This window comes from Bradyrhizobium sp. (assembly GCF_035570375.1).
Classification (GTDB): Bacteria; Pseudomonadota; Alphaproteobacteria; order Rhizobiales; family Xanthobacteraceae; genus Bradyrhizobium.
In genome coordinates this window covers 14,746-41,662 of the sequence record NZ_DATMLW010000137.1, presented here as the reverse complement: position 1 = coordinate 41,662, position 26,917 = coordinate 14,746, and the positions used below count along the sequence as shown (strand labels likewise).

The 26,917-nt window shown below is 62.0% G+C and carries 21 protein-coding genes; 13 read left to right on the top strand and 8 right to left on the bottom strand.

All coding sequences use genetic code 11. The features are described 5' to 3' along the window. Positions 1–21: 21 nt before the first annotated feature. Positions 22–1,284: a PHB depolymerase family esterase gene (locus tag VNX23_RS14850; protein ID WP_325631197.1), complete on the top strand. Its 1,263-nt coding sequence runs from the start codon at positions 22–24 to the stop codon at positions 1,282–1,284. Positions 1,285–1,294: 10 nt separating this feature from the next. On the opposite strand, the gene VNX23_RS14845 is transcribed toward VNX23_RS14850, so the two are convergent. Further along, positions 1,295–1,969 (bottom strand): MBL fold metallo-hydrolase, encoded by a 675-nt coding sequence (locus VNX23_RS14845; protein WP_325631195.1) that lies wholly within the window; start codon positions 1,967–1,969, stop codon positions 1,295–1,297. A 152-nt stretch (positions 1,970–2,121) separates the two neighbouring features. Here VNX23_RS14845 and VNX23_RS14840 point away from each other — a divergent pair, with 152 nt between their 5' ends. Beyond that, entirely contained in the window at positions 2,122–2,607 is a 486-nt protein-coding gene (locus VNX23_RS14840) for an MmcB family DNA repair protein (protein ID WP_325631194.1), read from the top strand. A 174-nt stretch (positions 2,608–2,781) separates the two neighbouring features. Here the strand turns inward: VNX23_RS14840 and VNX23_RS14835 are convergent, their stop codons facing one another. Continuing rightward, on the bottom strand, positions 2,782–3,336 hold the full coding sequence (locus VNX23_RS14835; protein ID WP_325631192.1) for an ActR/PrrA/RegA family redox response regulator transcription factor: 555 nt from the start codon (positions 3,334–3,336) through the stop codon (positions 2,782–2,784). 118 nt (positions 3,337–3,454) lie between these two features. Beyond that, positions 3,455–4,777 carry an ActS/PrrB/RegB family redox-sensitive histidine kinase gene (locus VNX23_RS14830; protein WP_325631190.1) on the bottom strand — a complete coding sequence of 441 codons (1,323 nt, stop codon included), beginning with the start codon at positions 4,775–4,777 and terminating at the stop codon, positions 3,455–3,457. Positions 4,778–5,187: 410 nt separating this feature from the next. Here VNX23_RS14830 and VNX23_RS14825 point away from each other — a divergent pair, with 410 nt between their 5' ends. The 5 genes from VNX23_RS14825 to VNX23_RS14805 all read left to right on the top strand — a co-directional run bounded on the left by VNX23_RS14825 (position 5,188) and on the right by VNX23_RS14805 (position 10,953). Further along, on the top strand, positions 5,188–5,982 hold the full coding sequence (locus tag VNX23_RS14825) for an ABC transporter ATP-binding protein (protein ID WP_325631188.1): 795 nt from the start codon (positions 5,188–5,190) through the stop codon (positions 5,980–5,982). Between the two features lie 47 nt (positions 5,983–6,029). Beyond that, positions 6,030–6,797 (top strand): ABC transporter permease, encoded by a 768-nt coding sequence (locus tag VNX23_RS14820; protein WP_325631221.1) that lies wholly within the window; start codon positions 6,030–6,032, stop codon positions 6,795–6,797. Between the two features lie 130 nt (positions 6,798–6,927). Continuing rightward, on the top strand, positions 6,928–8,271 hold the full coding sequence (locus VNX23_RS14815) for a polyhydroxyalkanoate depolymerase (protein WP_325631186.1): 1,344 nt from the start codon (positions 6,928–6,930) through the stop codon (positions 8,269–8,271). 238 nt (positions 8,272–8,509) lie between these two features. Beyond that, positions 8,510–9,349, top strand: coding sequence for a SprT family zinc-dependent metalloprotease (locus VNX23_RS14810; protein ID WP_325631184.1), 840 nt, complete (start codon positions 8,510–8,512; stop codon positions 9,347–9,349). 215 nt (positions 9,350–9,564) lie between these two features. Beyond that, positions 9,565–10,953, top strand: a complete 1,389-nt coding sequence (locus VNX23_RS14805) for a TolC family outer membrane protein (protein WP_414643000.1) — start codon at positions 9,565–9,567, stop codon at positions 10,951–10,953. 80 nt (positions 10,954–11,033) lie between these two features. On the opposite strand, the gene VNX23_RS14800 is transcribed toward VNX23_RS14805, so the two are convergent. The 3 genes from VNX23_RS14800 to VNX23_RS14790 form a co-directional block, all read right to left on the bottom strand. Beyond that, complete coding sequence (locus VNX23_RS14800) at positions 11,034–13,232, bottom strand: penicillin-binding protein 1A (RefSeq protein WP_325631180.1); 2,199 nt, start codon at positions 13,230–13,232, stop codon at positions 11,034–11,036. Between the two features lie 209 nt (positions 13,233–13,441). Beyond that, positions 13,442–14,668 (bottom strand): ABC transporter substrate-binding protein, encoded by a 1,227-nt coding sequence (locus VNX23_RS14795; RefSeq protein ID WP_325631178.1) that lies wholly within the window; start codon positions 14,666–14,668, stop codon positions 13,442–13,444. A 457-nt stretch (positions 14,669–15,125) separates the two neighbouring features. Next, entirely contained in the window at positions 15,126–15,488 is a 363-nt protein-coding gene (locus VNX23_RS14790) for a DUF1304 domain-containing protein (RefSeq protein WP_325631176.1), read from the bottom strand. Positions 15,489–15,765: 277 nt separating this feature from the next. On the opposite strand from VNX23_RS14790, the gene VNX23_RS14785 reads away from it, so the two are divergent. Continuing rightward, positions 15,766–16,203, top strand: a complete 438-nt coding sequence (locus VNX23_RS14785) for a DUF1330 domain-containing protein (RefSeq protein ID WP_325631174.1) — start codon at positions 15,766–15,768, stop codon at positions 16,201–16,203. A 13-nt stretch (positions 16,204–16,216) separates the two neighbouring features. Here VNX23_RS14785 and VNX23_RS14780 read toward each other — a convergent pair whose 3' ends face one another. Then, positions 16,217–19,000: a [protein-PII] uridylyltransferase gene (locus VNX23_RS14780; protein ID WP_325631172.1), complete on the bottom strand. Its 2,784-nt coding sequence runs from the start codon at positions 18,998–19,000 to the stop codon at positions 16,217–16,219. 591 nt (positions 19,001–19,591) lie between these two features. Here VNX23_RS14780 and VNX23_RS14775 point away from each other — a divergent pair. The 5 genes from VNX23_RS14775 (at position 19,592) to VNX23_RS14755 (ending at position 24,069) form a co-directional block, all read left to right on the top strand. Next, positions 19,592–20,566: an aliphatic sulfonate ABC transporter substrate-binding protein gene (locus VNX23_RS14775; RefSeq protein ID WP_325631170.1), complete on the top strand. Its 975-nt coding sequence runs from the start codon at positions 19,592–19,594 to the stop codon at positions 20,564–20,566. Between the two features lie 246 nt (positions 20,567–20,812). After that, positions 20,813–21,658 (top strand): ABC transporter permease, encoded by an 846-nt coding sequence (locus VNX23_RS14770; RefSeq protein WP_325631168.1) that lies wholly within the window; start codon positions 20,813–20,815, stop codon positions 21,656–21,658. Continuing rightward, positions 21,658–22,446 (top strand): ABC transporter ATP-binding protein, encoded by a 789-nt coding sequence (locus VNX23_RS14765; RefSeq protein WP_325631166.1) that lies wholly within the window; start codon positions 21,658–21,660, stop codon positions 22,444–22,446. The genes VNX23_RS14770 and VNX23_RS14765 overlap by 1 nt, the downstream gene beginning before the upstream one ends. Positions 22,447–22,503: 57 nt before the next feature. Beyond that, positions 22,504–23,013 (top strand): OsmC family protein, encoded by a 510-nt coding sequence (locus VNX23_RS14760; protein WP_325631164.1) that lies wholly within the window; start codon positions 22,504–22,506, stop codon positions 23,011–23,013. 180 nt (positions 23,014–23,193) lie between these two features. Further along, positions 23,194–24,069, top strand: coding sequence for a hypothetical protein (locus VNX23_RS14755; RefSeq protein WP_325631162.1), 876 nt, complete (start codon positions 23,194–23,196; stop codon positions 24,067–24,069). A gap of 4 nt (positions 24,070–24,073) precedes the next feature. Here VNX23_RS14755 and mutS read toward each other — a convergent pair whose 3' ends face one another. Then, positions 24,074–26,836 (bottom strand): DNA mismatch repair protein MutS, encoded by a 2,763-nt coding sequence (mutS, locus tag VNX23_RS14750; protein ID WP_325631160.1) that lies wholly within the window; start codon positions 26,834–26,836, stop codon positions 24,074–24,076. Between the last annotated feature and the right edge of the window lie 81 nt (positions 26,837–26,917).

Below are 26,917 nucleotides of genomic sequence, written 5' to 3'. Positions count from 1 at the left end.
TCGTTCGCCTAGGAGCTACGGGTGTCTCTCGCGAAAAACATCGAATTCTTGCAGCAGCTGCCCAAGATGCCCGGACTCGATGTCCTGGACGGCTTCGCGCGCGGGCCGCGACGGGGAATCCGCACGCCACTGGTCGAGACGACGGGATTCGGGACCAATCCGGGCAATCTGCGGATGTTCTCCTTCGTGCCTGAGAAACTGCAGCCCTCGCCCGCTCTGGTCGTGGTTCTCCACGGCTGCGGCCAGAATGCTGCTGGCTACGATTTCGGCGCCGGCTGGTCCACGCTTGCCAAGCATTACGGATTCGCGCTGCTGATGCCGGAGCAGCAGATCTCAAACAACGCCAATGGCTGTTTCAACTGGTTCAATGCGGACGACACAAGGCGCGGCCGCGGCGAGCCCGGCTCGATCAGGCAAATGATCGCGCGGATGACGAGCGAGCACAAGATCGACAGGCATCGCGTTTTCGTCACCGGGCTATCCGCAGGCGGCGCCATGACTTCAGTGATGCTCGCCACCTATCCCGAAGTGTTTGCCGCAGGCGCCATCATCGCCGGCCTGCCCTACGGCGTGGCGAAGAACATAAGGGAAGCGCTGAACGGAATGTTTCAATCGCCGACCCGACCGGGGCGCGAACTGGGCGACCTCGTGCGCAAGGCTTCGAACCACCGCGGCCCCTGGCCAAAGGTTTCGGTTTGGCACGGCAGCGCGGATCGCACGGTCAATCCGGCCAATGCCGACGAGATTGTCAAGCAATGGCTCGACGTGCATCGCCTACCAGCTTCACCGATGTCGGAAGGCACCGTCAACGGCTACCCGCACCAGATCTGGTGGGACGCGGATGGCGAAACTATCGTCGAATCCTACACCATCACCGACATGGCGCACGGCACGCCGGTCGGCATCGCTGAAAACGACGAGCGCTATGGGACGAAGGGCGCGTTCCTGATCGAGGCGGGCATCTCGTCGTCATATCACATTGCGAATTTCTTCGGCCTGACCGAATGGATTCGCCAGCCTCAGGAGGCTGCCAGGCCCGCACCAAAGCGAGTCGTGCAAAAGAAGCCGCGTGCGCCGACCGAATCGCCAAGCGCAAAACTGATCCCGCTGGCCTCTCCGGTACCGGCATGGAAGCCCGACCTTGGACCGGTATTGTGGCCATTGAACATCGAGAAGAAGCCGGAGAAGCCGCAGACCAAGCGCCGGCGCGGCATTGACGTCGGCGCCGTGATCACGCGTGCGCTCACCGCGGCCGGGCTGAAGAAACGGGCGCGGAAGAAATAAGCCCTCCGTCTCACATCGCGCCGGTGAGAAACGGATTGGTCAACCGCTCCTGACCGATGCTTGAACCCGGACCGTGCCCGCAGATGAACCCGACATCGTCGCCGAGCGGCAAGAGCTTGTCCTTGATCGACCTGATCAAGGTCGCATGATCGCCGCCCGGAATATCACTGCGTCCGACCGAGCCGTTGAACAGCACATCGCCGACATGGGCAAAGCGCATTGGACTGTTGAAGTACACGACGCTGCCGGGCGAATGACCGGGACAATGCAGGATGTCGAACGTCAATTCGCCGATCGAAACGGAATCGCCCTCCTCCAACCAGCGATCCGGCGAGAAATTGCGCACGCCGGCCATGCCGAAGCGCGCCCCGCTCGAAACCACATTGTCGAGCAGGAATTTGTCGTCGATGTGCGGGCCCTCGATCGGCACCTTGAGCGCATCGCGCAGCTCGGCCGCTCCTCCCACGTGATCAATATGACCGTGAGTAAGCCAGATCTTCTCGACCGTGACATTGGCCTGCTTGATGCCGGCCTGGATTTTCGGCACTTCTCCGCCAGGGTCGATCACCACGGCCTTTCTGGTCGCCGCACACCACAACAGCATGCAGTTCTGCTCGAACAGCGTGACCGGAATGATGATGGCGCCGGCCTTTGCCTGGGTCTCGGTTTCGGATTGCTGTGTCATGGGTCGAACAAAGCCTTTTTTTGACGCCTCGCCAAGGAAAGATTTAGCCCCCGCCGCGGAACATCGTGAGGGACTTCCGAAACCACGCGCAACAGCGGCTTTTGGGTGCAAAATCCGTTTCCAGTTTTCGATCCAGCCTCTATGCTTGGCCGATGGAATCGCAGGCTCGCCAGGTCAAGCTCGTCCCCGCGCCGGACGGCCGTCAGTCAGAGACCGCGCTTGCGATCGCACGAGGCACGGCGCGGCTCTTGCGCTCGCTCGGATTTGCCTGCATCAGCGAATTGCCGCTGCCGTCCGGCCGACGCGCGGACATCGTCGCCATCAACGAACGCGGCGAGATCTGGATCGTCGAGATCAAATCATCGGTGGAGGATTTGCGCGCCGACCAGAAATGGCCGGAATACCGGGCTCATTGCGACCAGTTGTTCTTCGCCTTCACCCAGGATTTGAGCTGCGAGATATTTCCCCCCGACACCGGCCTGATCGTCGCCGATGCCTACGGGGCGCATATGCATTGCACGGCGCCAGAACACCGCCTTCCCGCACCGACGCGGAAACTGATGACGGTGCGCTTCGCCATCGCCGCCGCCCAGCGGTTCAATCGTCTGCTCGACCCGCAAGGTCACGCCGAGTTCTAGTGCTCCGATTCCGAAGTTCGCAAACATTCGCGGCGACCTCTGATGCGAACTTCGGAATCAAGGGAGCACAAGCAAATTAATGTTTCTGGTGCGGTTTTTGAATTTGAAGTTCCTATGACGAGGCAGCAGCACTGATAGGAACTTCAAATTCGCCGCACTGGTTTAGTCGAGAAGCTACCGCGGCGCCCGCTTGGCCAAGATCCGCTGCAGCGTGCGGCGGTGCATGTTCAGGCGCCGCGCGGTTTCGGAGACGTTGCGGTTGCACATCTCGTAAATGCGCTGGATGTGTTCCCAGCGCACCCGATCCGCCGACATCGGATTGCTTGGCGGCTCCGACTTCTGGTTGCCGCTTGCGAGCAAGGCCGCAACCACGTCATCCGCATCCGCCGGCTTTGAAAGATAATCCACCGCACCCATTTTCACCGCGGTGACGGCAGTGGCGATATTGCCATAGCCGGTCAGGATGATCGCCCGCGCATCGGGCCGCTTGCGCTTCAGCGCGGAGACCACGTCGAGGCCATTGCCGTCGCCGAGCCGCAAATCTACCACCGCAAAGGCCGGTGCCGCTCGCCCGATCTGCGCCAGCCCCTCCGAGACGCTGTCGCAGGAGGTCACGCTGAAACCCCTGCTCTCCATGGCGCGCGCGAGGCGTTCGAGAAAGGGCTTGTCGTCCTCCACGATCAGGAGGGAGCGGTCGGTGTGCTCAGTCAGTTCGGCGATGGAGTTCACGATTGAGGTATCCCTGTGTCGGACTTCCCAGCATATGGCGTCGCGACCACTGCTGCCAAGACCATCTCAAGGTATTGGGCAACTCTGTGGAGCGGCGGAAGGTGAGTGGAATTGATATTCAGGAAGGTTTTGCAGCCGTTTCGCGCGCCTCGAAGTGGCTGCGCGGCCAGACGATCTGGACCACCGCGCCGTGATCCGGAAAAACCCGGTTGGTGAAGGATACCTTGGCGCCGGTGCGCTCAAGCAGGGTGCGGGCGATGAAAACCCCGAGACCCAGCCCTGAGCGTTCGCCCTGGACCTCGTCTGCATCGCGCCGCCGCGACACATAGGGTTCGCCGATGCGCTTGAGCATGTCGGGCGCAATCCCCGGGCCGTCATCAGAAATGATGACTTCCACGGTCTCGGCGTTCCACCAGGCATTCACCTCCACGGTCGTGCGCGCAAAATCGACGGCGTTTTCCAGAATGTTGCCGACGCCGTACAGGATGGCTGGATTTCGTGTCCCGACCGGTTCGGGCGTTCCGGAGACGGCGATGCGGACCTTGATCGCCACCCCGAAATCGCGATGCGGCGCCACCGTTTCCTCGATCAAGGCTGACAGCGGCATGCGGTCGAACGGCGCGCCGGTTGAGGAAAGCTGCGTGATCTTGGCCAGAATGTCGCGGCAGCGTTGCACCTGTTCACGCAAGGTCCTGATGTCGCCGGCGACCTGACCGTCTTCCGGCAGGCTCCGCTCGAGTTCGCGCGAGATCAGGAAGATCGTCGACAGCGGCGTGCCGAGCTCATGGGCGGCGGCGGCGGCGAGGCCGTCGAGCTGGGTGAGATGCTGCTCGCGCGTCAGCACCAGCTCGGTGGCCGCCAGCGCGTCCGACAGTTTGCGCGCTTCCTCGGCGACCTGGAAAGCATAAAGGCTGGTGACGCCGATCGCGACCACGATCGAGAGCCAGACGCCGAACAAATAGATCGGCGGCAACGCCAGCGGATCGTCGCTGTCCCACGGCAACGGAAAATGAAAAAACACGAGCAGGGACGCGCAGGCGACGGCCAGCAGGCCGAGTGCGATGGTGAAGCGGATCGGCAGCGCCGTCGCCGAGATCAGAACCGGAGCGAGAAACAGAAATGAAAAGGGGTTCTGAAGGCCGCCAGTGAAGAACAACAGGCCGGCCAGCTCGATGATGTTGGACGCGAGCAACGCTGCGGCCCATGCCGGCTCCAGCCGCTGCATCGGATCGAACCTGATCTGCAGGACGAGGTTGAGCAACGCAGAAAGGCCGACAATGGCAAGGCAAGGAACCACCTCGACATCGAACTCCAGCCCCTGCGCCACGATGAAGATCGCCGCGAGCTGGCCGAGCACGGCAAGCCAGCGCAGCCGCAATATGGTGTCGAGGCGGACATAGCGGCGCGGATGGCGAAAATCAGAGGCGGCGACGTCGGTCATGCCGGGAGCAAAGGCCTTTCGAAGTTCGTGACATGGCGGGCAGCTCTGCCGTCAGGTTGGCCCATTCGAGATCTCCGAGCCTGCATGATGGCAATGGCGCGGGGAACTTCGATGCCACGTAGCGGAGTTTAACTGCGCATGTGGCGTCCGACAAACCGGCCTGTGCTAGTGTGGCTTCTGGTTCAGAAGTCCGCATCATCATTGCCGCCAGTTCGTCATGCGGACTTCTGAACCAGAAGCCACACTAGAATCATAGATTTGCTAGTGTCCCTTTGGTTCTGACATTCGTAAAAGTGCCCACCGCGATATGATACGAATGTCAGAACCGGGACACTAGCCTGTGTCGAATAGCCACAAATTTTCGTAAGCGCCTTGCGCTTGCCCCGCCGTTGGCTCAATGAACGGCCGGCATGATGAAGGCTGGCACCATCAAGGCTCAGTTTCCCGCACCCGGCCGCGATCGGCAGGCTGCGATCGAGGTCGCGCAGCTCACAAAATTCTACAAGGCAACCCGCGCTGTCGACAGTGTGTCGTTTCGAATTGCGCGCGGCAGCATCACGGGCCTGCTCGGCGGCAACGGTGCCGGCAAGACCACGACGATCGCGATGATCATGGGACTGGTGTTGCCGAGTTCCGGACACGTCCGGGTGCTGGGCCATTCGATGCCCGAGCAAAGCGCCGCGGTGCTCGGCCGTATGAATCTCGAGAGCCCCTATGTCGACATGCCGATGCGGCTCACGGTGCGTCAGAACCTCACCATCTTCGGCCGCCTCTATGCGGTGGAGAACCTGCACGGTCGCATCGAGAGGCTCGCCTCCGATCTCGATCTCGGCGACTTCCTCGACCGCACCAACGGCAAGCTTTCCGCCGGGCAGAAGACCCGCGTGGCACTCGCAAAGGCGCTGATCAATCAGCCGGAGCTGCTGTTGCTCGACGAACCGACCGCATCGCTTGATCCCGACACGGCCGACTGGGTCCGCGAGCACATCGAGACCTACCGCAAGGAAAATGGCGCGACCATCCTTCTGGCCTCCCACAACATGCCCGAGGTGGAACGGCTGTGCGACCGCGTCATCATCATGAAGCGCGGCCGGATCGAGGACGACGACAGTCCGGAACAGATCATGGCCCGCTACAATCGCACGACGCTCGAGGAAGTGTTTCTCGACGTTGCGCGCGGTCGCGTTCAGGAGGGCACTTCGTGAGCACACACGCGCTTGCAGGCGGTATAGCGCCGCACCGGATCAACGCGATGGTCCTGCGCTACTGGTACCTGTTGCTGTCGTCATGGCCACGGCTCCTCGAGCTCGTCTACTGGCCCGCGTTGCAGATCATCACCTGGGGATTCCTGCAGAACTACATCTCCCAGAACGCCGGCTTTTTCGCCCGCGCCGGCGGCACCCTGGTCGGCGCGGTGATCCTGTGGGACATCCTGTTTCGCGGCCAGCTCGGCTTTTCGATCTCGTTTCTCGAGGAGATGTGGGCGCGCAACATGGGCAACCTGATGATGAGCCCGTTAAAGCCGATCGAGTTTCTGATCGCGCTGATGGTCATGAGCCTGATCCGGCTCGCGATCGGCGTCATTCCGATGACGCTGCTCGCCATGATCTTCTTCGACTTCAATCTCTACGGCATCGGATTTCCGCTGGTCGCCTTTTTCTGCAACCTGATCTTCACCAGCTGGTCGGTGGGCATTTTCGTCTCGGGGCTGGTGCTTCGCCATGGGCTCGGCGCCGAAAGCATCGTCTGGACGCTGATGTTCGGCCTGATGCCTCTGGCCTGCGTCTACTACCCGGTGACGGTGCTGCCGCATTGGCTGCAATACGTCGCCTGGGCGTTGCCACCGACTTACGCCTTCGAGGGCATGCGGACGCTGTTGACGCGGCAGGAGTTTCGCGGCGACCTGATGGCGGAAGCGTTCGCCATCAATGTCCTGCTGCTTGTTGCGTCATTTACGATATTTCTTGTGCTGTTGCGCAGTGCGAGAAAGCACGGTTCGCTGCTTCAGAGCGGTGAATGAACGCTTATTCTCGTGGATTTGAGCCATCTTTAGCTTGTGCACCGTGACGAAAGTGCTGATCTGTGCATTGACGCTTTATTACGCATTCGGCACTATGCTGCGATGCAAAAGGGATGAGGAACCAGAATAGATGGCGATTGGTGAGTTTGGCGGCGCACCGCCTCTGGTAGCTGAAGGCAGTCCGGCCCTTACGACGCCGATGTACTGGATGTACGAAATGGCGCACGCCTCGCTCAACCCCGCGCGCGCCGTTACCGATGCCACGAAAATCCTGTTTCAGAATCCGCTCAATCCGTGGTCGCACACCGAGTTCGGAAAATCGGTTGCCGCCGCCTGCGAACTGTTCGAGCGAACCACCCGCCGTTACGGCAAGCCCGAATGGGGCATCAAGGACACCGACGTGAATGGCGTGCGCACGCCGGTCGAAATCCGCGTCGTGTGGGAAAAGCCGTTCTGCCGCCTGCTGTACTTCGATCGCAAGATTACGCGGCCGTTGCGTGCGCCCCAGCCCCGGGTGCTGATTGTCGCGCCGATGTCCGGTCACTATGCGACGCTGCTGCGCGGCACGGTCGAGGCCTTCCTGCCGAGGCACGAGGTTTACATCACCGACTGGGCCGACGCCAGGATGGTGCCTCTGACCGAAGGCCGTTTCGATCTCGATGACTACATCGATTACGTCATCGAGATGTTGCACGTGCTTGGCGGCAACATGCATGTGATCGCCGTGTGCCAGCCTTCGGTGCCGGTGGTGGCGGCGGTTTCCATCATGGAAGCCGAAAACGATCCTTTTGTTCCGGTTTCGATGACCTTGATGGGCGGCCCGATTGATACCCGCCGCAATCCGACGGCCGTCAACGATCTTGCGGCCCAGCGCGGCATCAACTGGTTTCGCAATCACGTCATCACCAAGGTGCCGTTCCCGCATCCTGGCGTCATGCGCGACGTCTATCCGGGCTTCCTGCAACTCAACGGCTTCATCACCATGAACCTCGGCCGTCACATGGACGCCCACAAGGATCTGTTCAGGAACCTGGTGAAGGGCGACGGTGACCTGGTCGACAAGCACCGCGATTTTTATGACGAATATCTGGCGGTCATGGACCTGTCGGCGGAGTATTATCTGCAGACCGTCGATACAGTTTTCATCAAGCACGCGCTGCCCAAGGGCGAGATGACCCATCGCGGCAAGCCGGTCGATCCATCAAAGATCAGGCGCGTGGCGCTGATGACGGTGGAAGGCGAGAACGACGATATCTCCGGACTAGGTCAAACCGAGGCGACGCACTCGCTGTGCGGTGCTATTCCGGAACATCGCCGGGTGCATTACGTGCAAAAGGGAGTGGGCCATTACGGTGTGTTCAACGGCTCGCGCTTCAAATCCGAGATCGTGCCGCGCATTTCCGACTTCATGACGTCGGCGGCGAATGTGAAATCTTCAGCAGTGAAGCCTTCACTCGCTTATGCAGCTGAATGATGCGCAATTTCGCGAAGTTCGACACCAAATCACGCGTTTTGCTCTGGATTGGTTGCGATTCCGGTTGCCGGCCGCACCTCTGAATCGGCCTTGGAAGCGCCGATTCTCGACTGTTTGAAAGAATGAGCTCTCTTTCATTCTTTAACAGCCCCTGTTGGGGCGGTTCCGACCTCTTTTCTCGGGTTCCTACCCCATCCTATAGGGTCCGTTAACCCTCCTACCCCTGTATATTGGGCAAATGATTTGTTTTTGCGCCGAGCGATTTCACTGGCAGCGGATGTGGCAGAATCCGGGGGAACTTCTTACCCCCGGACTAGCAGACATGGCCAAACGCGCCCTTCTTTATCGGCGGCCTTACGAACCCTCTCGCATTCTGGTCAAGCACGGCTCGCAAATCTATTCGGTTCGGCTGCGCCGACATCGGCGGGCGCGTCGTTACACCTTGCGCATTCATCCAAGCGATCGCGAAGCGATCCTGACCATGCCGCCACGCGGCACTATCGTTGACGCCAAGGACTTCGCGCAGCGTCACGGCGGCTGGATTGCGGCGCGCCTCGGCCGCTTGCCGAAGGCCGCACCGTTTCTACCGGGCACCGTGCTCCCCTTGCGCGGCGTCGCGCACAGGATCGTGCATCGCACCGGTCAGCGCGGCACGGTCTGGACCGAGATGCGCGAAAGCGGCGAGCGGATTCTTTGCGCGGCAGGCGGCGCCGAACATACCGAACGGCGGGTGCATGACTACCTCAAGCGCGAAGCCCGCAAGGATCTGCAGAAGGCCGCAACCTATTATGCGCAAGCCTTGGGCGTCAGGGTGCGCCGGCTGTCGATCCGCGACCAGTCGAGCCGCTGGGGCTCGTGCACGTCCGCGGGCTCGCTGTCGTTCTCCTGGCGACTGATCCTCGCTCCGCCTTACGTGCTGGATTATCTTGCCGCCCACGAAGTGGCCCATCTCGTGGAGATGAACCATTCGCCGCGGTTCTGGCGGGTGGTGGCGAGGGTGTGCGACCATGTCGAGCGTGCCAAGACCTGGCTCGACACCCACGGCAACGACCTGCATCGCTACGGCATCCAGGACTAGCCCGCGCGCTTCAGCTCGTTCGCTGAGCAGGGGTCGGCTCATCCATTGATTCAGTGGGCATCGGAGCTCTACCAGGAGCAGCACCGGTTGCTGCCGAGAGGCCGTCACGACGGCCTCCGCCATGAACGATCTATCGAAAGCTATGCACATCTTCCCGGTTCACGACTGGCTCAGGGCTGTTGTCAGGCGCCACGCCGCATCGGATAAGTCTGTTCATGCAAGGGGTGACAGCTTCGGGCCGAATCGCAGCGACGGTTCTTCTCATTCAGATGGCCGCAACATCCGCCCGCGCCGACACCATGGAGGCCGCGCTGATGCGCGCCTACCAGACCAATCCGCAGCTCAACGCCCAGCGAGCCTCGGTACGGGCCACCGATGAAAACGTGCCACAGGCCTTGTCCGGCTACCGCCCCAAGGTGGCGGTGACCGCGAGCGCCGGAGGCCAATATACCAATCAGCTCGTCACGTCATCGACAGGCCAGAAAGTCGAGGAGGGTCCGCAGGGACCTCACGCCGTGGGCTTGAGCGCGACCCAAACGCTCTTCAACGGCAATCAGACCGCGAACAAGACACGCGCCGCGGAAAGCCAGGTGTTCGGCGCGCGCGAGGCCTTGCGCCTGCTGGAGCAATCGGTCCTGCTTGCGGCGGCCACCATCTACATGGACTATTTGCGCGACGCAGCGATCCTGGAAGTTCAGCGCAGCAATACCAGGGTTCTCGGGCAGACCCTGAAACAGACGCGTGACCGCTACAGCGTCGGCCTTGTCACCCCGACGGACGTGGCGCAATCGGAGGCGCAGCTTGCGGCAGGCCAGACCCAGGAACTTGCCGCCGAAGCCACGTTGAACACGACGCGCGCGAATTTTCGCCGCATCATCGGCAACGAACCCTCGCAGCTCGCGCCGGGCTCGCCCGTGGACCGCTTCTTTCCGGCAACGCTGGGCGATGCCGTCAATATCGCGCTGGTGGAAAACCCGAACGTGACCTCGGCCATGTACGGGATCGACGTCAGTTTTCTCAACGTGAAGATCAACGAAGGCGCATTGTTTCCAACCGTCTCGGTGCAAGCCACCGTGCAAAAGACCTGGCAGCAGACCATCACGCAGATCAGCCAGTTCACCGCATCGGCGATCGCCCAGGTAACCGTGCCGATCTATCAGGGCGGCGCCGAATATTCGCTGATACGGCAGTCGAAGGAGAGCCTGGCCCAGCAGCGCCTCAATCTCGAGCAGGTTCGCGACCAAGCCCGTGCCGACCTCGTCTCGGCATGGGGTCAGCTCGTGGCAAGCAAGTCGCAGGTGGCGTCCTCGCAGTTCCAGGTCGATGCCTCCGAGATTGCGCTGGAAGGCGTTCGCAAGGAAGCAAGCGTCGGCCAGCGCACGACACTCGATGTCCTCAATCAGCAACAGGCGCTGGTCAACGCGCGCCTGGCGCTCGTGACCGCGCAGCATGATCGCGTGGTTGCTTCCTATACCGTCCTGAGCACCATGGGGAGGCTCTCGCCGCAGGTGCTCCGTCTGCCGACCCCAGTTCACGATCCAAGCGTTCACTATTTTCAGGTGCGCGACAGTTGGGCTGGCGTTCGGGCGCCGGACGGCCGTTGAAAGTTGGCGGACGTCGAACCGTCGAAAGTGTGCCCCCTCTCCACATTGGGAGACGTGCACCGACTTCCGCTCGCGCTAGACTAGTGTCCGAACAGGTGATTGATCAGCCAGCCATCCAGCCCGCTTGCCGGCTCGGGGCGAACGGAGGCCCGCGTCGGCGCAGGTTTGGTCGCGACAGGGGTTGATGGCGGATTGGCGCCCACGTTCGCAAGCGGGCTGGCCTGCGCGATGGTCGAGAAGAAGCCGTTTCCTTGCGAAGCCGGCAACGGCGTCGCCGTCACGCCCTGGTGCGCCACCCGCATGAAGCGGGTCCAGATTTCCACCGGCAAGCCGCCGCCGGTCGCCTTTTTGGTCGGCGAATTGTCGTCATTGCCGAGCCAGACGCCGGTCACGAGATTGGCAGTGTAGCCGATGAACCAGGCATCGCGGAAATCCTGACTGGTGCCGGTTTTGCCGGCGGCCATCCAGCCAGGCAGCTCGGCCTTGCGAGCGGTACCGCTCAAAAGCGTTTCCTGCATCATGGTGTTCATCATCGCGACATTGCGCGGTTCGATCACCTGGCCAAGCTGATCGGCGGACCGCATGTAGAGAACCTTGCCGTCGGCGGTGCGTATCTTGTTGACGACGTGCGGGGAGACCGCGAGGCCCCCGTTGGCAAACGGCAGATAGGCGCCGGCCAGTTCGACCAGCGAGACCTCCGAGGTCCCGAGCGCGATCGACGGATTGGCATCCAGTTTCGATGAAATCCCGAGCCGGTGCGCGGTACGCACGACATTCTTGGGTCCGACTTCTAATCCGAGCCGCACCGCAACCGTATTGAGCGACATCGCCAGCGCCTGGGTCAGCGTCACCGGGCCGAAATACTCATGGGTGTAGTTCTCGGGCTTCCAGCCTTTGACATCGAGCGGCGCATCCTGCCGGATGGTTTCCGGGGTCAGGCCGGATTCGATTGCGGTGAGAAAGACAAAGGGCTTGAACGCCGAGCCCGGCTGGCGCTTGGCAGTCACCGCGCGGTTGTACTGGCTTTCGGCATAGTTGCGGCCCCCCACCATGGCGCGCACCGCGCCATCCGGCGCCATCGCCACCAGGGCTCCCTGGGTCACGTTGAATCTCACGCTTTTGGCGGCAAGTTCATCGATCACGGCGGCTTCGGCGACCGCCTGCAGTTTCGGATCGATCGAGGTTTCCACCACGACGTTCTGGTCGATCTGACCGATCAGGTCATCCAGCACCTCGCCAATCCAGTCCGCGACATAATTGATCGTCCCGGCGCCGGCCGGCTTCACATTGTAGGAGGGATGCCCGATCGAGGCCTGCGCCTGAGCTTCGGTGATGAACTTGGCTTCCGCCATGGCGGCAAGCACGGTTTGCGCGCGCTGCTCGGCCCCGTCAGGGTTGCGGTTGGGCGCAAGGCGCGACGGCGACTTGACGAGACCTGCGAGCATCGCGGCCTCGGCCAGGGTCACGTTCCGGGCCGACTTGCCGAAATAGCGCTGGGCGGCAGCTTCAACGCCGTAGGCGCCAGAGCCGAAATAGACACGGTTGAGGTAAAGTTCGAGAATCTCGCCCTTGGAATGCTTGCGCTCCAGCCAAAGCGCGAGTTCGACTTCCTGCAATTTCCGCTGAAACGTGCGCTCTTGGGTCAGGAACAGATTCTTGGCCAGCTGCTGGGTGAGGGTCGATCCGCCCTGCGAAACGCCGCGATGCAGGATATTGGCCACCGCCGCGCGCGCGATGCCGATCGGATCGATGCCGTGATGGGAATAGAACCGACGGTCCTCGATGGCGATGAAAGCCTTCGGCAAATAGGGCGGAAGCTCTTTCAAGGCGACATTGGCGCCGGGCATTTCACCGCGGACGGCCAGCACGCTGCCGTCGGCCCCGGTGATCTGGATCGTCGGCGGCCTTTTCGGGATTTCGAGCGACTGGATCGCCGGCAGATGCGCGCCGACCCACACGATGACGCCGACCGCGGCGATCGCGCCCCACAGGCCGAGCACCACGCCCCAATAGACCAGGCGCAACAGCCTGAGGCGGCTCCGGGTCGACCTTCGCCTGCGCGCGCTCCGGCTTGCACGCGGCTTTCGCTCGACCGGGGTTTCGTCCTCGTCCTCATCGTCGGTTTCGACGATCTTGCGTTTGAGGGCTTGCTTCTTCGGCCTGTCTTCTTCGGCTGGCGCGATCCGGTCCTTCAGCGTCAAGCGCAATTCGGCCAGCGATGCGCCAAGGCCGAATACCGGCTCCTTGCGTCCGCCGCTCTTTTTTCGTCCCCACGCCATCCGCGAACGCCCACATCCTGCTGCTGCGGGCACGGTAACGGGGCTGGTTTAAAGCCGTCTTAAACGATGGTTAATTGCGATCACGCCTGACTTTGGTAGCGGCCTGACCGGTAAGGCATTCACCCACGCTTAACCCTACCCGCGCCCCGGAATTTGGGGTGCGCGGGCGAAAGGCTCTTCGCCGTGGCCGAGCAAAAGAGCGGCGCGCCTCAGCCCGCCGGGCTGCTGTCCTCCATGATCGGACCGAACAGCTCCCAGCGCTCGCCGTTGAAACGCATCATCTGCAGCTGCTTGTTGACCCGGTAATCGTTCGGCGTGGTGTTAGCAGTCATTCCCGGCAGCGCAAGATCGGCCTGGAAGTCCTTGATATTGGTGGCTCGGCGAAGCACGTTTTCGCGGGTAAGATCGTCACCGCATTGCTTCAGGACGTGAACCATGAGCTGAGCGGTGCCATAGCCGTAGGTATTGAAGCTCGAGTTCTTGTCGCCTTCCGGATAGTACTTCGCCATGAATTCGAAATACCTCTTCATGCCGGGATCGTCTTTCCAGGTCGGATCGAGAGGGTCCTTGCCGTAGTTGACGCTGATCACGCCCTTGGAGGCCTCGAGCCCCGCCGGTTGCATCACCGCGCCGACCGAAGTGGCGTTGATATCGAGGATGTGCACCGGCTTCCAGCCGAGCTCGGCGTTCTTCTTAATGGTCTGCGCCGCGAATTTCGGGGTCGATGCGCTGAACAGCAGATCGACGCCAGCCGATTTCAGCTTGAGGATTTGCGAGTCAACCGTCGGATCGGAGACTTCGTAGGAGGCTTCCGCCACGATCATGGTTGCGGCCTTGTTGCCGAGGCCAGCCTTGATGCCGTTCAGATAATCCCTGCCGAGGTCGTCGTTCTGGTAGAGCACGCCGACCTTGGCGTTCGGATATTCTTTCAGAATGAACTGGCCGTAGATGCGGCCCTCGACGAAATAGTTCGGGTTGAAGCCGAGTGTCCAGGGGAAATTCTTCGGATCGGTGAATTTGGACGCGCCGGTGGCGGCGAATAATTGCGGCACTTTCTTCGCATTGAGGTACTTCTGCACGGCCGCATTCGAGGGAGTGCCGATGATCTGGAAAGTCAGGAGCACCTCATCGCTCTCGACCAGCTTGCGCACCTGCTCTACGGCCTTGGGCGGACTATAGGCGTCGTCATACTGGATCAGATTGATCTTGCGGCCGTTCACCCCGCCCTGCTCGTTGATCATGTTGAAATACGCCGCCTGGGCCTTGCCGATGGTGGCATAGGCGGAAGCCGGTCCGCTGAATGGCACGGTCTGGCCGATCTTGATTTCGGCATCGCTCGCACCCGGATCATACTTCTTCTGCGCCAGGGCCGATGAGGCCGACAGCGCAAGCGCCAGCATCGTTGCGGTTGAGAGATGAAAAAGCCTGTTCCTCATGTCGCTGCCTCACCTGATGTTTTTGATTTTTGCCGATGATAGCGTCCAACCGTGATGGGTCAGCGCTATCCACCGAGTGTGGATGAACGATTATGGCAAAGCAAGGTGATGGCTAGTGGTTCGATTCTAACATTCGCTTCCCATCGCAGCGGGCTTTTTTGCGAATGTTAGAATCAGAGGACCACTAGCAAGTACAAGATTCTAGTGGAGTTTGGGATTTGACATTCGCTCAACGAGCTTGCGGGCTAGTGGCGCCGATTTGAAGTTCCTGTGGTGCAAGCGGCGTATTCGATCCAGGAACTTCAAATCGAAAAGCGGCACTAGAGTCATAGGTTTGCTAGTGCCCATGACTTTCCGGAGTTCGTGAAAGGTGGGCGCTGAAACAGGACACGAACTTCGGAAAGTGGGTACTAGGCGGGTAGCGAATGTCAAATCCACTCCACCAGGAAGCCTTGCCTCATGATAGCCAAAGCAGAAGAAGGGCGATTGCCGCGGACGCAGCCTGCACCAGCAGGATCCTGCGGCTGACGGTGGCCGCGCCATAAATGCCGGCGGCGATCACGCAGGCCAGGAAAAATACCTTGATCTGGAAGGCGAAGGTGATGTTTGGCTGCACCAATCCCCAAACAAGCCCGGCGGCGAGAAATCCATTATAAAGGCCCTGATTGGCGGCCAGCACCGCGGAATCGGCCGCCTTCTCGGGGGAATTTCGAAAAATCCTCAGGCCGAGCGGTTTGGTCCAGAGGAACATTTCCAGGATCAGAAAATACACATGCAGCGCTGCGACCAGCGCTACCAGGGCATTGGCAATCGCGCTCATTTTGCATCCCCCGTTGCTTTTTTCCGGCGCATGATGTCGAGCAGATCACCCTCATCATGCTAGTGGTCCGATTCTAACATTCCCATCCCGATGCGGCGGACACATTTGCGAACGTTAGAATCGAAAGACCACTAGAAAATATGAAATTCTAGTGGAGCTTGGGATTTGACATTCGCTTGACGAGCTTGGGCTAAGGTGGGTAGCGAATGTCAAATCCGCTCCACTAGCCTGCCGACAGGACGCAAGAACGCAACCATCTGCCAGCGAGGCACCGACGATGACAGGTTACATAGATCCGACCAAGGAAGTATTCGCGCAATTCCGCGAGAATGATCGCGCCGGGCCGATTCACATGCTCAACCTGGTGCGCTTGCGCGATCGCGCCGCCTATGGCGATGGAAGGACCGCCACGGGCGCGGAAGCCTATGCTGCCTACGGCCGCGAAAGCGGGCCGGTCTTCACGCGCGTCGGCGGCAGGATCGCCTGGATGGGCGGCTTCGAATTGATGCTGATCGGGCCGTCGGACGAACGCTGGGATCATTGCTTCATTGCGGAATACCCGAGCGTCGCCGCGTTTGTCGAGATGATCCGCGACCCCGTCTATCGCGAGGCGGTCAAGCACCGGCAGGCGGCGGTGGAAGATTCCCGGCTGATCCGCCTCAAGCCGCTCGTACCCGGCAAGACCTTTGGCGAGATTCCCCAAAAGCCGCGGTGATCTTTCGGGTCGGTTATGCAGCGACCTGCTCACTGGAGAGCAGGTGAAGCAGCGCGCTTTTGATCGCGGCCTGCCGCGTCGGCGCCGTGATCTGCGCACCGAGCAGGTCGGTGACGTAGAAGACGTCGCGCGCGCGCTCGCCGAAAGTCGCGACGTGGGCCGAGGCGATATTGAGGTTCAGTTTCGAAATCGCGGTGGTCAGCTCGTACAGCAGCCCCGGCCGGTCGAGGCCGGAGACCTCGATCACCGTATAGCGATCCGACCATTGATTGTTGACGGTCACTTCCGGCTCGACCACGAAAGGCCGCGCCTTGCCGCGCGCCGCGGCGCGGCGCGCCACCACTTCGGGCAGTCGCAGCTTGCCCTCGAGCACGTCCTCGATCATGTCGCCGATCCGCGTCGCGCGCCGCCCCTCGTCGTCATCGCGATCATATTCGCGCGTGATCGCGATGGTATCGAGCGCGCGGCCGTCGGTCGTGGTGTAGATTTGCGCATCGACGATGTTGGCGCCGGCCGACGCGCACGCACCGGCGATGATCGACAGCAGCCACGGATGGTCCATCGCCAGGATCGTGAGTTCGGTGACGCCGCGCGCCTCGTCGAAACCGACATTGATCGCGAGCTTGTGGCCCGCCTGTTCGCTGGCGCGCAGGAAGCGGGCGTGGCGAATCTTGCGGGGCAGTTCGACCTTGAGCCAGTAGGCGGGATAGTGCCGCGCCACGTAGGTGTTGAGTTCCTGCTCCGGCCAATCGGTAAGGGCGGCCCGGAATTCCGCCTGCGCCAGCGCAATGCGCCGGGCGCGGTTGACCTCAGAGAAGCCGCCGGTCAGCACCGGCTCGGTCTCATAATACAGCGTGCGCAACAGTTGCGCTTTCCAGCCGTTCCACACGCCGGGACCGACACCGCGGATGTCGGCGGTGGTCAGGATGGTGAGAAGCTTCATTTGCTCGACGGACTGGACCACGGCTGCGAAATTCTCGATGGTCTTGCGGTCCGACAGGTCGCGCGATTGGGCCACCGTGGACATCGTCAGATGTACCTCGATCAGCCACGCTATGAGCTCAGTGTCGGCAGCGCTGAAGCCGAGCCGCGGACAAAGCCGCCGCGCCACTTTTGCCCCGGCAATCGAGTGATCCTCGGGGCGGCCCTTGGCGATATCGTGGAGCAGCGTCGCAACGTAGACCACCGCGCGGTGCTCGGGCCTGATCTTGCGCATCAAATCGCTGGCGACGATGAATTCGTCGTTGCCGCCGCGCTCGATCTCCTGGAGGAAACCGATACACCGTATCAGGTGCTCATCGACCGTATAATGGTGATACATGTTGAACTGCATCATCGACACGATCTTGCCGAAGGCGCGGATGAAATGACCGAGCACGCCGGTTTCGTTCATGCGCCGCAGCACCACTTCCGCGCCGTTTGACGTCAGGATTTCCATGAACAGCCGGTTTGCTTCGCCATTGTCGCGCAGCTCGGTGTTAATCAGTTTCAAGGACCGCGTCACATTGCGCATCGCGTCGGGATGGAAGGCCAGATTGTGCTTCTGCGCGATACGGAAAATCCGGATCAGATTGACCGAGTCCTGCTTGAAGACGTCGGGCGCGGCGAGGTTGATGCGGTTGTTGTCGACGATGAAGTCGTCGCTTTCGGGCACCCGACGCCGGTGGACGCTCGGCCGGAACCGCGCCATCACGCGGCTGAGCACCGGCACAGGCTTGGCCTGTTCGTTTTCCAGCTTGGCGCACAGGATCGCGGTGAGGTCGCCGACATCCTTGGCGACAAGGAAGTAGTGCTTCATGAAACGTTCGACGTCCTGCATGCCGGGATGCGAGGTGTAGCCCAGGCGCACCGCGATCTCGCGCTGCATGTCGAATGACAGCCGCTCTTCAGCGCGGCCGGCGAAGAAATGCAGATTGCATCGGACCGACCACAGGAAATCGGCGCAGCGGCGGAAGGTGCGGTACTCCTGCGCGTCGAATACGCCGCGCTCGAGCAGTTCGTCGGTTTCGCGAACGCGGTAGACATATTTTGCGATCCAGAACAGCGTATGCAGGTCGCGCAGGCCGCCCTTGCCGTCCTTGACGTTGGGCTCGACCAGATAGCGCGACTGGCCGGCGCGGCGGTGCCGCTCCTCGCGCTCGGCAAGTTTGGCGGTGACGAACTCGGCCGCGGAGCCCTGCACCACCTCCTTGTCGAACCTCTCCACCAGTTCGTTGTAAAGCGGCTGGTCCCCGGTCAGAAACCGGGTCTCGAGGATCGCGGTACGGATGGTCATGTCGCCGCGTGCCTGCCGGATCGATTCATCGACCGAACGCGTGGCGTGACCGACCTTCAATCCCATGTCCCACAGACAATAGAGAATGGCCTCGGCGACCTGCTCGCCCCAGGCGGTTTGCTTGTAGGGCAGGATGAACAGGAGATCGATATCGGACTCCGGCGCCATCAGGCCGCGGCCATAACCGCCGGTGGCGACGACCGCCATGCGTTCGGCACCCGAGGGGATCGGTGAACGGTACAGATGGCGCGTGGCGGCAGCGAACAGGATGCGGATGATCTCGTCCTGGACGAAACAGAGCCGTTCGGCGCAGCGCCGACCGTGCCGATCCTTCAACAACACCGCCTGCGCGGTCTCGCGCGCGGCGATCAGTTCGGCCTTCAGCAATCTGGCGACCGCGGCTCGAAAGACGTCTTCGCGTCCGGCATGTTCTCCGGCAAGCGCGTCCACCGCGGCCGTGATCCTCACGGTATCGAAACGTTCGTCGGCCTCGGGTCGGGTCTGAATGACGACATTATCCATCGCCCACCCCGATATCGGACGGCTCGCACGCTGTCACGGACATTCCATGGTGGGCAAAAGACCCATGCTCCGTTCTCTTCATTCTGGATAAGGTATGCGCCGCCTTTGAGGGGTCAAAGGGTGAGATTTTCCGACCCAGTGTCAAATTAACCAATTGAAACAAAATGGCTTATCGTGTCCGGGCGAGGACGGGCGAAAGTCGCGTTGACGCCTGGGCGTGCGATCTGCTTTTGATCGCGGTCGCCCCTCGAGCTCCGATTCCGCAGTTCGCAAGCTGTCGCGGCGACCTCTGATGCGAACTTCGGAATCAAAGGAGCTCTACCAACTTTTTAATGCTAGTGCGGCTTTGAATTTGAAGTTCCTATCACCAACTTGCCGCGATACCGATAGGAAATTCAAATTCGCCGCATTAGAGCTCCGATTCCGAAGTTCGCGAGCTATCGCGGCGACCTCTGATGCGAACTTCGGAATCAAAGGAGCTCTACCAACTTTTTAATGCTAGTGCGGCTTTGAATTTGAAGTTCCTATCACCAACTTGCCGCGATACCGATAGGAACTTCAAATTCGCCGCACTAGACGGAGAGTTCAACCATGTCCTTCATTTTACGGCGCGTCTTGGTCGCGATGATGGCGCTGGCCGCGCTGATCCCGGGAAGCGCCTCCGCTGCCGACGCGCTCAAGGAAATACGGCTGGATTGGGCGACCTACAATCCCGTCTCGATGATCCTCAAGCAGAATGGGCTATTGGAGAAGGAATTCGCCAAGGACGGCATCAAGATCGTCTGGGTGCAATCGGCCGGTTCCAACAAGGCGCTGGAATTCCTCAATGCCGGATCGATCGATTTCGGTTCGACCGCCGGTTCCGCCGCGCTCGTTGCCCGGATCAACGGCAACCCGATCAAATCGATCTATGTCTATTCGCGCCCGGAATGGACCGCGCTGGTCACGACCAAAGATTCCCCGATCAAGACCGTTGCCGACCTCAGGGGCAAACGCGTCGCGGTAACGCGCGGCACCGACCCGCACATCTTCCTGGTGCGGGCGCTACTGGCTGCCGGCCTGAGCGAAAAGGACATCACCCCAGTATTGCTGCAGCACGCCGACGGCAAGACCGCGCTGATCCGCGGCGACGTGGACGCATGGGCGGGGCTTGATCCGATGATGGCGCAGGCGGAAATCGAGGACGGCGCCAGGCTGTTCTTCCGCAAGGCGGAGGCAAACACCTGGGGAATCCTCAATGTCCGCGAACAGTTCTTGAAGGAGCATCCCGACGAAGCGCGCCGCGTGCTCGCCACTTACGAGGAGGCGCGCAAATATGCGCTCGCCAATTATGACGCGTTGAAGAAGTCGTTCATCGCGGCCACGCGGCTTACCGACGCGGTCGCCGACAGGCAATTCAAGGAGCGGACCGATCTTTCCTACAGCCGGATCGGCACGCCGCAGCGGGAGTCGATCCTTGCCGCGGGGCTCGCGCTGCAGCAGGCCGGCGTCATCGACGCCAAGGTCGACGTCAGGACCGCGCTCGACGCACTCATCGACGATCAGGTTCCGCTGCCGACGAACTAACCTTCCTCGCAAACGAAGCACGAGCACGGTCTTACCCTCTCCCCTTGTGGGAGAGGGTGGCGAGAATGAGCAAAGCGAAATTCGAGCCGGGTGAGGGGGCTATTTCGCTCAAGGAAGCCAATCCCCTCACCCGGTTTCTCGCTAGCGCTCGAAACCACCCTCTCCCGCAGGGGGAGAGGGTAACGACGCGGCTACACCGCACCTCCAGCTTGCAATCTCCCGCAGGACGCGGTTTTGCTACTGGTCATGACGGTGGACACCTTTTCGGCTGCCAAGCCTGAGATCGAGCTTAGCCCGGCCGCCTCGGGCCGGCCGCGCGGGTACGCGCGCTGGTCTTTGGGCCTGGTGCTCCCGCTTTCCGCCGCCTTCGCTTGGGAGACCGTGGTCCGGCTCGGGCTGTCGAGCGGACGGCTGGTGCCGCCGCCGTCGCGGATCTTCACCGAACTGTTTGATCTGGCGCGCAGCGGCGAACTGGCCCTTCACGTTACGGCAACGCTGACGCGTGTTCTGGCCGGATTCGGCTTCGGCGTGATCGCGGGCACCATCCTTGGCGCGATCTCGGGCTATTGGGGATTGGCTCGAAGGCTGCTCGACCCGACGGTCCAGGCACTGCGCGCGATCCCTTCGCTGGCGTGGGTGCCGCTTTTCATCCTGTGGCTCGGCATTTTCGAAACCTCGAAAATCGCCCTGATCGCGGTGGGCGTCTTCTTTCCGGTCTATCTCGGCGTGATGGGCGCAATCCTGTCGGTCGACCGCAAGATCGTCGAGGTCGGGCGCACCTTCCGCCTCTCGGGACCAGCGATGATCCGGCGCATCCTTCTGCCCGCGGTGTTGCCAGAATATGTCGTCGCGCTGCGCGTAGGCCTCGGACTGGGCTGGATGTTCGTCGTCGCCGCCGAGCTCATGGGCGCGTCCGAAGGACTGGGCTTTCTCCTGCTCGACGGCCAGCAACTCGGCAAACCGGCGCAGATTTTGGCGGCGATCGTGGTTTTCGCCGTTCTCGGCAAAATCACCGACTGGCTGATCGTGACCGCCACGGCGCCGATGTTGCGATGGCAGGATGCGTTCGGCCGCCAAAGCGAGGCCGCCTGATGCTCGTGCTCGACGCAATCGGAAAGACCTACCCCAACGGCGTCCATGCGCTGGAGCGCTTTTCCGCCCGCATCAATCTCGGAGAAATCGTTGCCATTATCGGCGGCTCCGGCTGTGGAAAGTCGACGCTGTTGCGCGCCGTCGCCGGTCTCGACCTCGCCACCTCAGGCGGGGTGACCCTCGATGAAATAGCGATCTGCGCGCCGCACGCGAAAATCGGAATCATCTTCCAGGAACCGCGGCTGCTACCGTGGCTCAGCGTCGCCGACAATATCGGCTTCGGGCTGTCCGACCTGAGCGCCGATATCAGGCGCGAAACGGTCGCGCGCGCGCTGACGAGGGTCGGCCTGACCGACAAGGCCAGCGCATGGCCGCGTGAGCTTTCCGGCGGTCAGGCACAACGCGTCGCGATCGCGCGTGCGCTGGTGCCGCAGCCGGAAGTGCTGCTGCTGGACGAACCGTTCTCGGCGCTCGACGCCTTCACCCGGAGGGATTTGCAGGATCACCTGCTCGATCTCTGGGCGGATACGAGGCCGACCCTGGTGCTCGTCACCCACGACGTCGACGAGGCGGTGGTGCTGGCCGATCGCGTTTTCGTGATGCGGCCGCGGCCGGGCCGTCTGTTCGCGGAGATCAAGGTCAACCTGGGGCGGCCGCGCGATCGCAATTCACCGCTGTTCGACAAATTCAAGCGGCGCGTGATGACCGCGCTCGACCGATCTCTTGACCGCAACGTGCCGGACATCGATCCGAATTCGAATTCACCGGGCGATGCGATGTGGTGGTGACATCCGCTTCCGAAGCCATTAAATCCAGCACTTGTTTTTATCCGGGAGAAAACCAACATGGACGCCGCCCAACTCCGCGCCACGCAGGCACCGATCAAGGAAAAATACAAGACCGATCCGAAAGCAGCCCTCATCACGCTGAAGGCGAAAGGCTCGATCGACAACGAAGGGATCGCCTGCAAGGTCGAAACCGGTCGTGCGCTCGCGGTGGCTGGCCTGCATCCGGCGACCGGCGGCTCCGGTCTTGAATTGTGTTCCGGCGACATGCTGCTGGAAGCCCTCGTCGCCTGCGCCGGCGTCACCCTGAAATCGGTGGCGACCGCGATCGAGGTGCCGTTGAAAACGGGGATCGTCAGCGCTGAAGGCGATCTCGATTTTCGTGGCACGCTCGGCGTCGACAAGGAAGCGCCGGTTGGCTTTCGGGAAATCCGGCTGCGCTTCGACGTCGATACTTCTGCACCGCAGGACAAGCTCGATCTGCTGTTGAAACTCACCGAGCGCTATTGCGTGGTTTACCAGACCATCCGGAACGGCCCCAAGGTCTCGGTGACGATGCGAACGGTGTGAGGAACCCGTCGTCACCCTCCCCTTGAGGGGGAGGGTCGACGCGAATGAAATGAGCGGCGGGGTGGGGTGATAGCCTGTCGTTTCCACAGGTATTGAGAGATCACCCCACCCCGTCTCACATCGAGCTGCACTCGATGTGAGACGACCCTCCCCCTCAAGGGGAGGGTTAAGAAGGCCCAAATGTCCCCCGATCTTTCTTTCATCCTTTTGCTCGCGCTGCGCATGGCGGTGGCGGCCATCTTCGTGGTGACGGCGTCCGTCGTCACCGAGCGATCCGGCCCGGTGATCGGCGCATTGATCGCGACATTGCCGATTTCGGCCGGTCCTTCCTACGTGTTTCTCGCGCTCGATCACAGTGCCGCTTTCATCGCCGAAGGCGCGCTGGCGAGCCTTGCGATCAATGCCGCGACCCTCTTCCTCATGCTGACCTATGTGGTGCTGGCGCAGCGCTGCAACGCCTTTGTCAGTATCGGTGGCGCCATGGGGGTCTGGATTTTGCTCGCCGCGATCGAGCGAACCGTACATTGGACGCTTGCGAGCGGCCTGATCGCGAATGCGGTCGCCTTTGCCGTCTGCCTGCCGCTGCTGCGAGGCTATCGCCACGCCAAGATGCCGCTGATCACGCGCCGATGGTACGACGTGCCGCTCCGTGCCGGCCTGGTCGCAACGCTGGTGGCTACCGTCGTCACCCTGTCCGGCTGGATCGGACCCGAGCTGAGCGGCACCATCGCGCTGATTCCGATCGTGTTGACCAGCATGATGCTGATTCTGCACCCGCGCATCGGCGGACCGGCGACGGCGGCCCTGATCGCGAATGGCGGTTGGGGATTGATGGGATTTGGACTCTCGTTTGCCGTCCTTCATCTCGCCGCACCACGGCTCGGCTCCGCGATCGCGCTTACCCTTACGCTTGCGACCTGCCTTATCTGGAATCTCGGATTGTGGTGGCTGGGAAGAAGGCGGGCGGTAAAGCCGTCATTCCGGGATGGTGCGTTAGCACCAGACCCGGAATCCCGAGATTCCGGGCTCGCTCGTTTCACTCGCGCCCCGGAATGACGGGTTATCCCTTCGCCAATTTCGCCTTCAGTGCATAGAGCGCCTCGAGCGCCTCGCGCGGCGACATTTCATCCGGATGCAGCGCTTTCACCGCTTGAAACAGCTTTTCCGCCTCGCTCGGCGGCGCGGGCTCGGCTGCGGCGCGCGACGGCACGGCAAACAGCGGAAGATCGTCGGCGAGCGCGCGCGCGGTCTGGCCACGGTCCTGCGCTTCCAGTTTCGCAAGCACCGATTTGGCGCGCGCAATCACGGGCGCCGGAAGCCCAGCCAGCCTTGCCACCTGAATGCCGTAGGAGCGATCGGCCGAGCCCGGCAACACTTCATGCAGGAACACGACGTCGCCCTGCCATTCCTTGACCCGGACCGTGGCATTGAACAGCCGCGGCAGTTTCGAGGAGAGCGCGGTAAGCTCGTGATAATGGGTTGCGAACAAGGCGCGGCAGCGATTGGCCTCGTGCAGGTGCTCGATCGCGGCCCAGGCGATCGACAGTCCATCGAACGTCGCCGTCCCCCGGCCGATCTCGTCGAGGATCACCAGCGAGCGCTCGCTCGCCTGGTTGAGGATGACCGCGGTCTCCACCATCTCCACCATGAAGGTGGAGCGGCCGCGCGCCAGATCGTCGGCAGCGCCGACGCGCGAAAACAGCCGGTCGACAACGCCGATCCGCGCCCGCGACGCCGGCACGAAGCTGCCTGTCTGGGCCAGCAGCGCAATCAGCGCATTCTGGCGCAGGAAGGTCGATTTGCCTGCCATGTTGGGACCGGTGATGAGCCAGATCTGGCCTGGCCCCATTCCACTCTGCCCCGCTTGCGGGGGAGGGTAGGGAGGGGGTACCGGCGAAAGATCGCAGGCATTGGCGATGAAAGGCGCACCCTCGCGCTTCAGCGCCTGCTCCACCACCGGATGCCGGCCGCCTTCGACGGCAAAAGCGACCGAACCATCGACCTCGGGTCGCACGTAATTATCGTCGACTGCGAGTTTCGCCAGCGCGCTTCCGACATCGAGAATTGCAAACGCCTGCGCGGCGGCGCGCAGATCGTCCTGCGCCGCAACGGCAAGGGAGCAAAGCCGTTCGAAGATTTCCAGTTCCAGGCCGAGCGCGCGATCGCCGGCATTGGCGATCCTGGCTTCGATCTCGCCGAGTTCGGATGTCGTGAAGCGGACCTGGCCCGCCAGCGTCTGCCGATGAATGAAGGTCGCGTTCAACGGCGGCGCCATCAGCTTCTCGCCATGCTGTGCCGTAACCTCGACAAAATAACCGAGCACGTTGTTGTGCCGGATTTTCAGGGCCTTGATGCCGGTATCGTCGGCATATCGCGCCTGCATCGAAGCCACCACAAGGCGTGAGGCATCGCGCAAGCTGCGCGCCTCATCGAGCGCCGGCTCGTAGCCTTCGCGGACGAAGCCGCCGTCGCGCTTGATCAGGGGCAATTGCTCGGCAAGCGCGTGCTCGAACTCGCGGCAAATTTCGCGCGACGGGCGGCGCAACATTTCCACCGCGGCCAAAATCTCATGCGCCGGCTGCTGCAGGCTCGCGAGCCGAGCCAGCGCACGATCGGCAGCAAGAATGCCGTCGCGCAAGCCAGCGAGGTCGCGCGGGCCGCCGCGGCCGACCGACAAGCGCGCCAGCGCGCGCGACATGTCCGGTGCCGCGCGCAGCGTTTGACGAATTTCGTCGCGCAGGCCCGCGTCCGCAACAAAAGCCGCCACCGCGTCCAGCCGCCTTGCAATGGCTCCGCTGTCGGTGAGCGGCGCCGAAAGCCGTTGCGCAAGCAGCCGCGATCCCGCGGGCGTGACGGTGCAGTCGATGGCATCGAGCAGCGATCCGCGCCGCTCGCCCGCCAATGTCCGGGTCAATTCGAGATTGGCGCGCGTCGCCGGATCGATCGCCATGGTGGTTCCGGCTGCTTCGCGCGAAGGTGGCGACAGTGGTGGACGCTTTCCGACTTGCGTGCGATCGATATAGGTGACGGCGGCAGCCGCAGCCGTCGCCTCGAGCCGCGACATTGCAGAGAGCCCGTCCATGGTGGCAACGGCGAAATAATCGCAGAGCCGCCGTTCGGCAGTGGAACTGTCGAAGACGTCGCGGGTCAACGGCGTTACCGCGAGCGATTCGCGCAGGATGGGGCCGAGATCGCCATCGCCAAGCAGCGCATCGGTGACGATCACCTCGTTGGGATTGATGCGCGAAAGCGTAGCGGCGAGTTCAGGTGTCGAACATTCCGTGACAATGAATTCAGACGTGGAAATATCGATCCAGGCAAGCCCGAGACGGTCGGCTCCGCTCGAGCCTCGCGCGCGAGCGATCGCCAGCAGATAGTTGTTGGCTTTGGCGTCGAGCAGCGTGTCTTCGGTCAGCGTGCCTGGCGTGACCAGGCGCACGACGTCGCGGCGAACCACGCTCCTGGCTCCGCGGGCGCGCGCGGCAGCCGGATCCTCGGTCTGCTCGCATACCGCGACCCGATGGCCTTGCGCGATCAGGCGATGCAGATAGTCCTCCGAACGCTCCACCGGCACGCCGCACATCGGGATATCCACGCCCTGATGTTTGCCGCGCTTGGTGAGCACGATGCCGAGCGCGCGCGAGGCAATCTCGGCATCCTCGAAGAACAATTCGTAGAAATCGCCCATCCGGTAAAACAGCAACAATCCGGGATTGGCGGCCTTGATCTCGAGATATTGCTCCATCATCGGCGTGACGCGCGATGACGCCTCGGCGGGAGGCTGGGCATCCGGCGGCGGCGGCAATGGGGGGTGGATGGTCATCAAAGCGTTTTCGAGTGAAGTGGGTTCCGGTTCGCGTGAAGAAAACGCGTCAAAATGAGAAATCCGGAGCTCGGTTCTGAT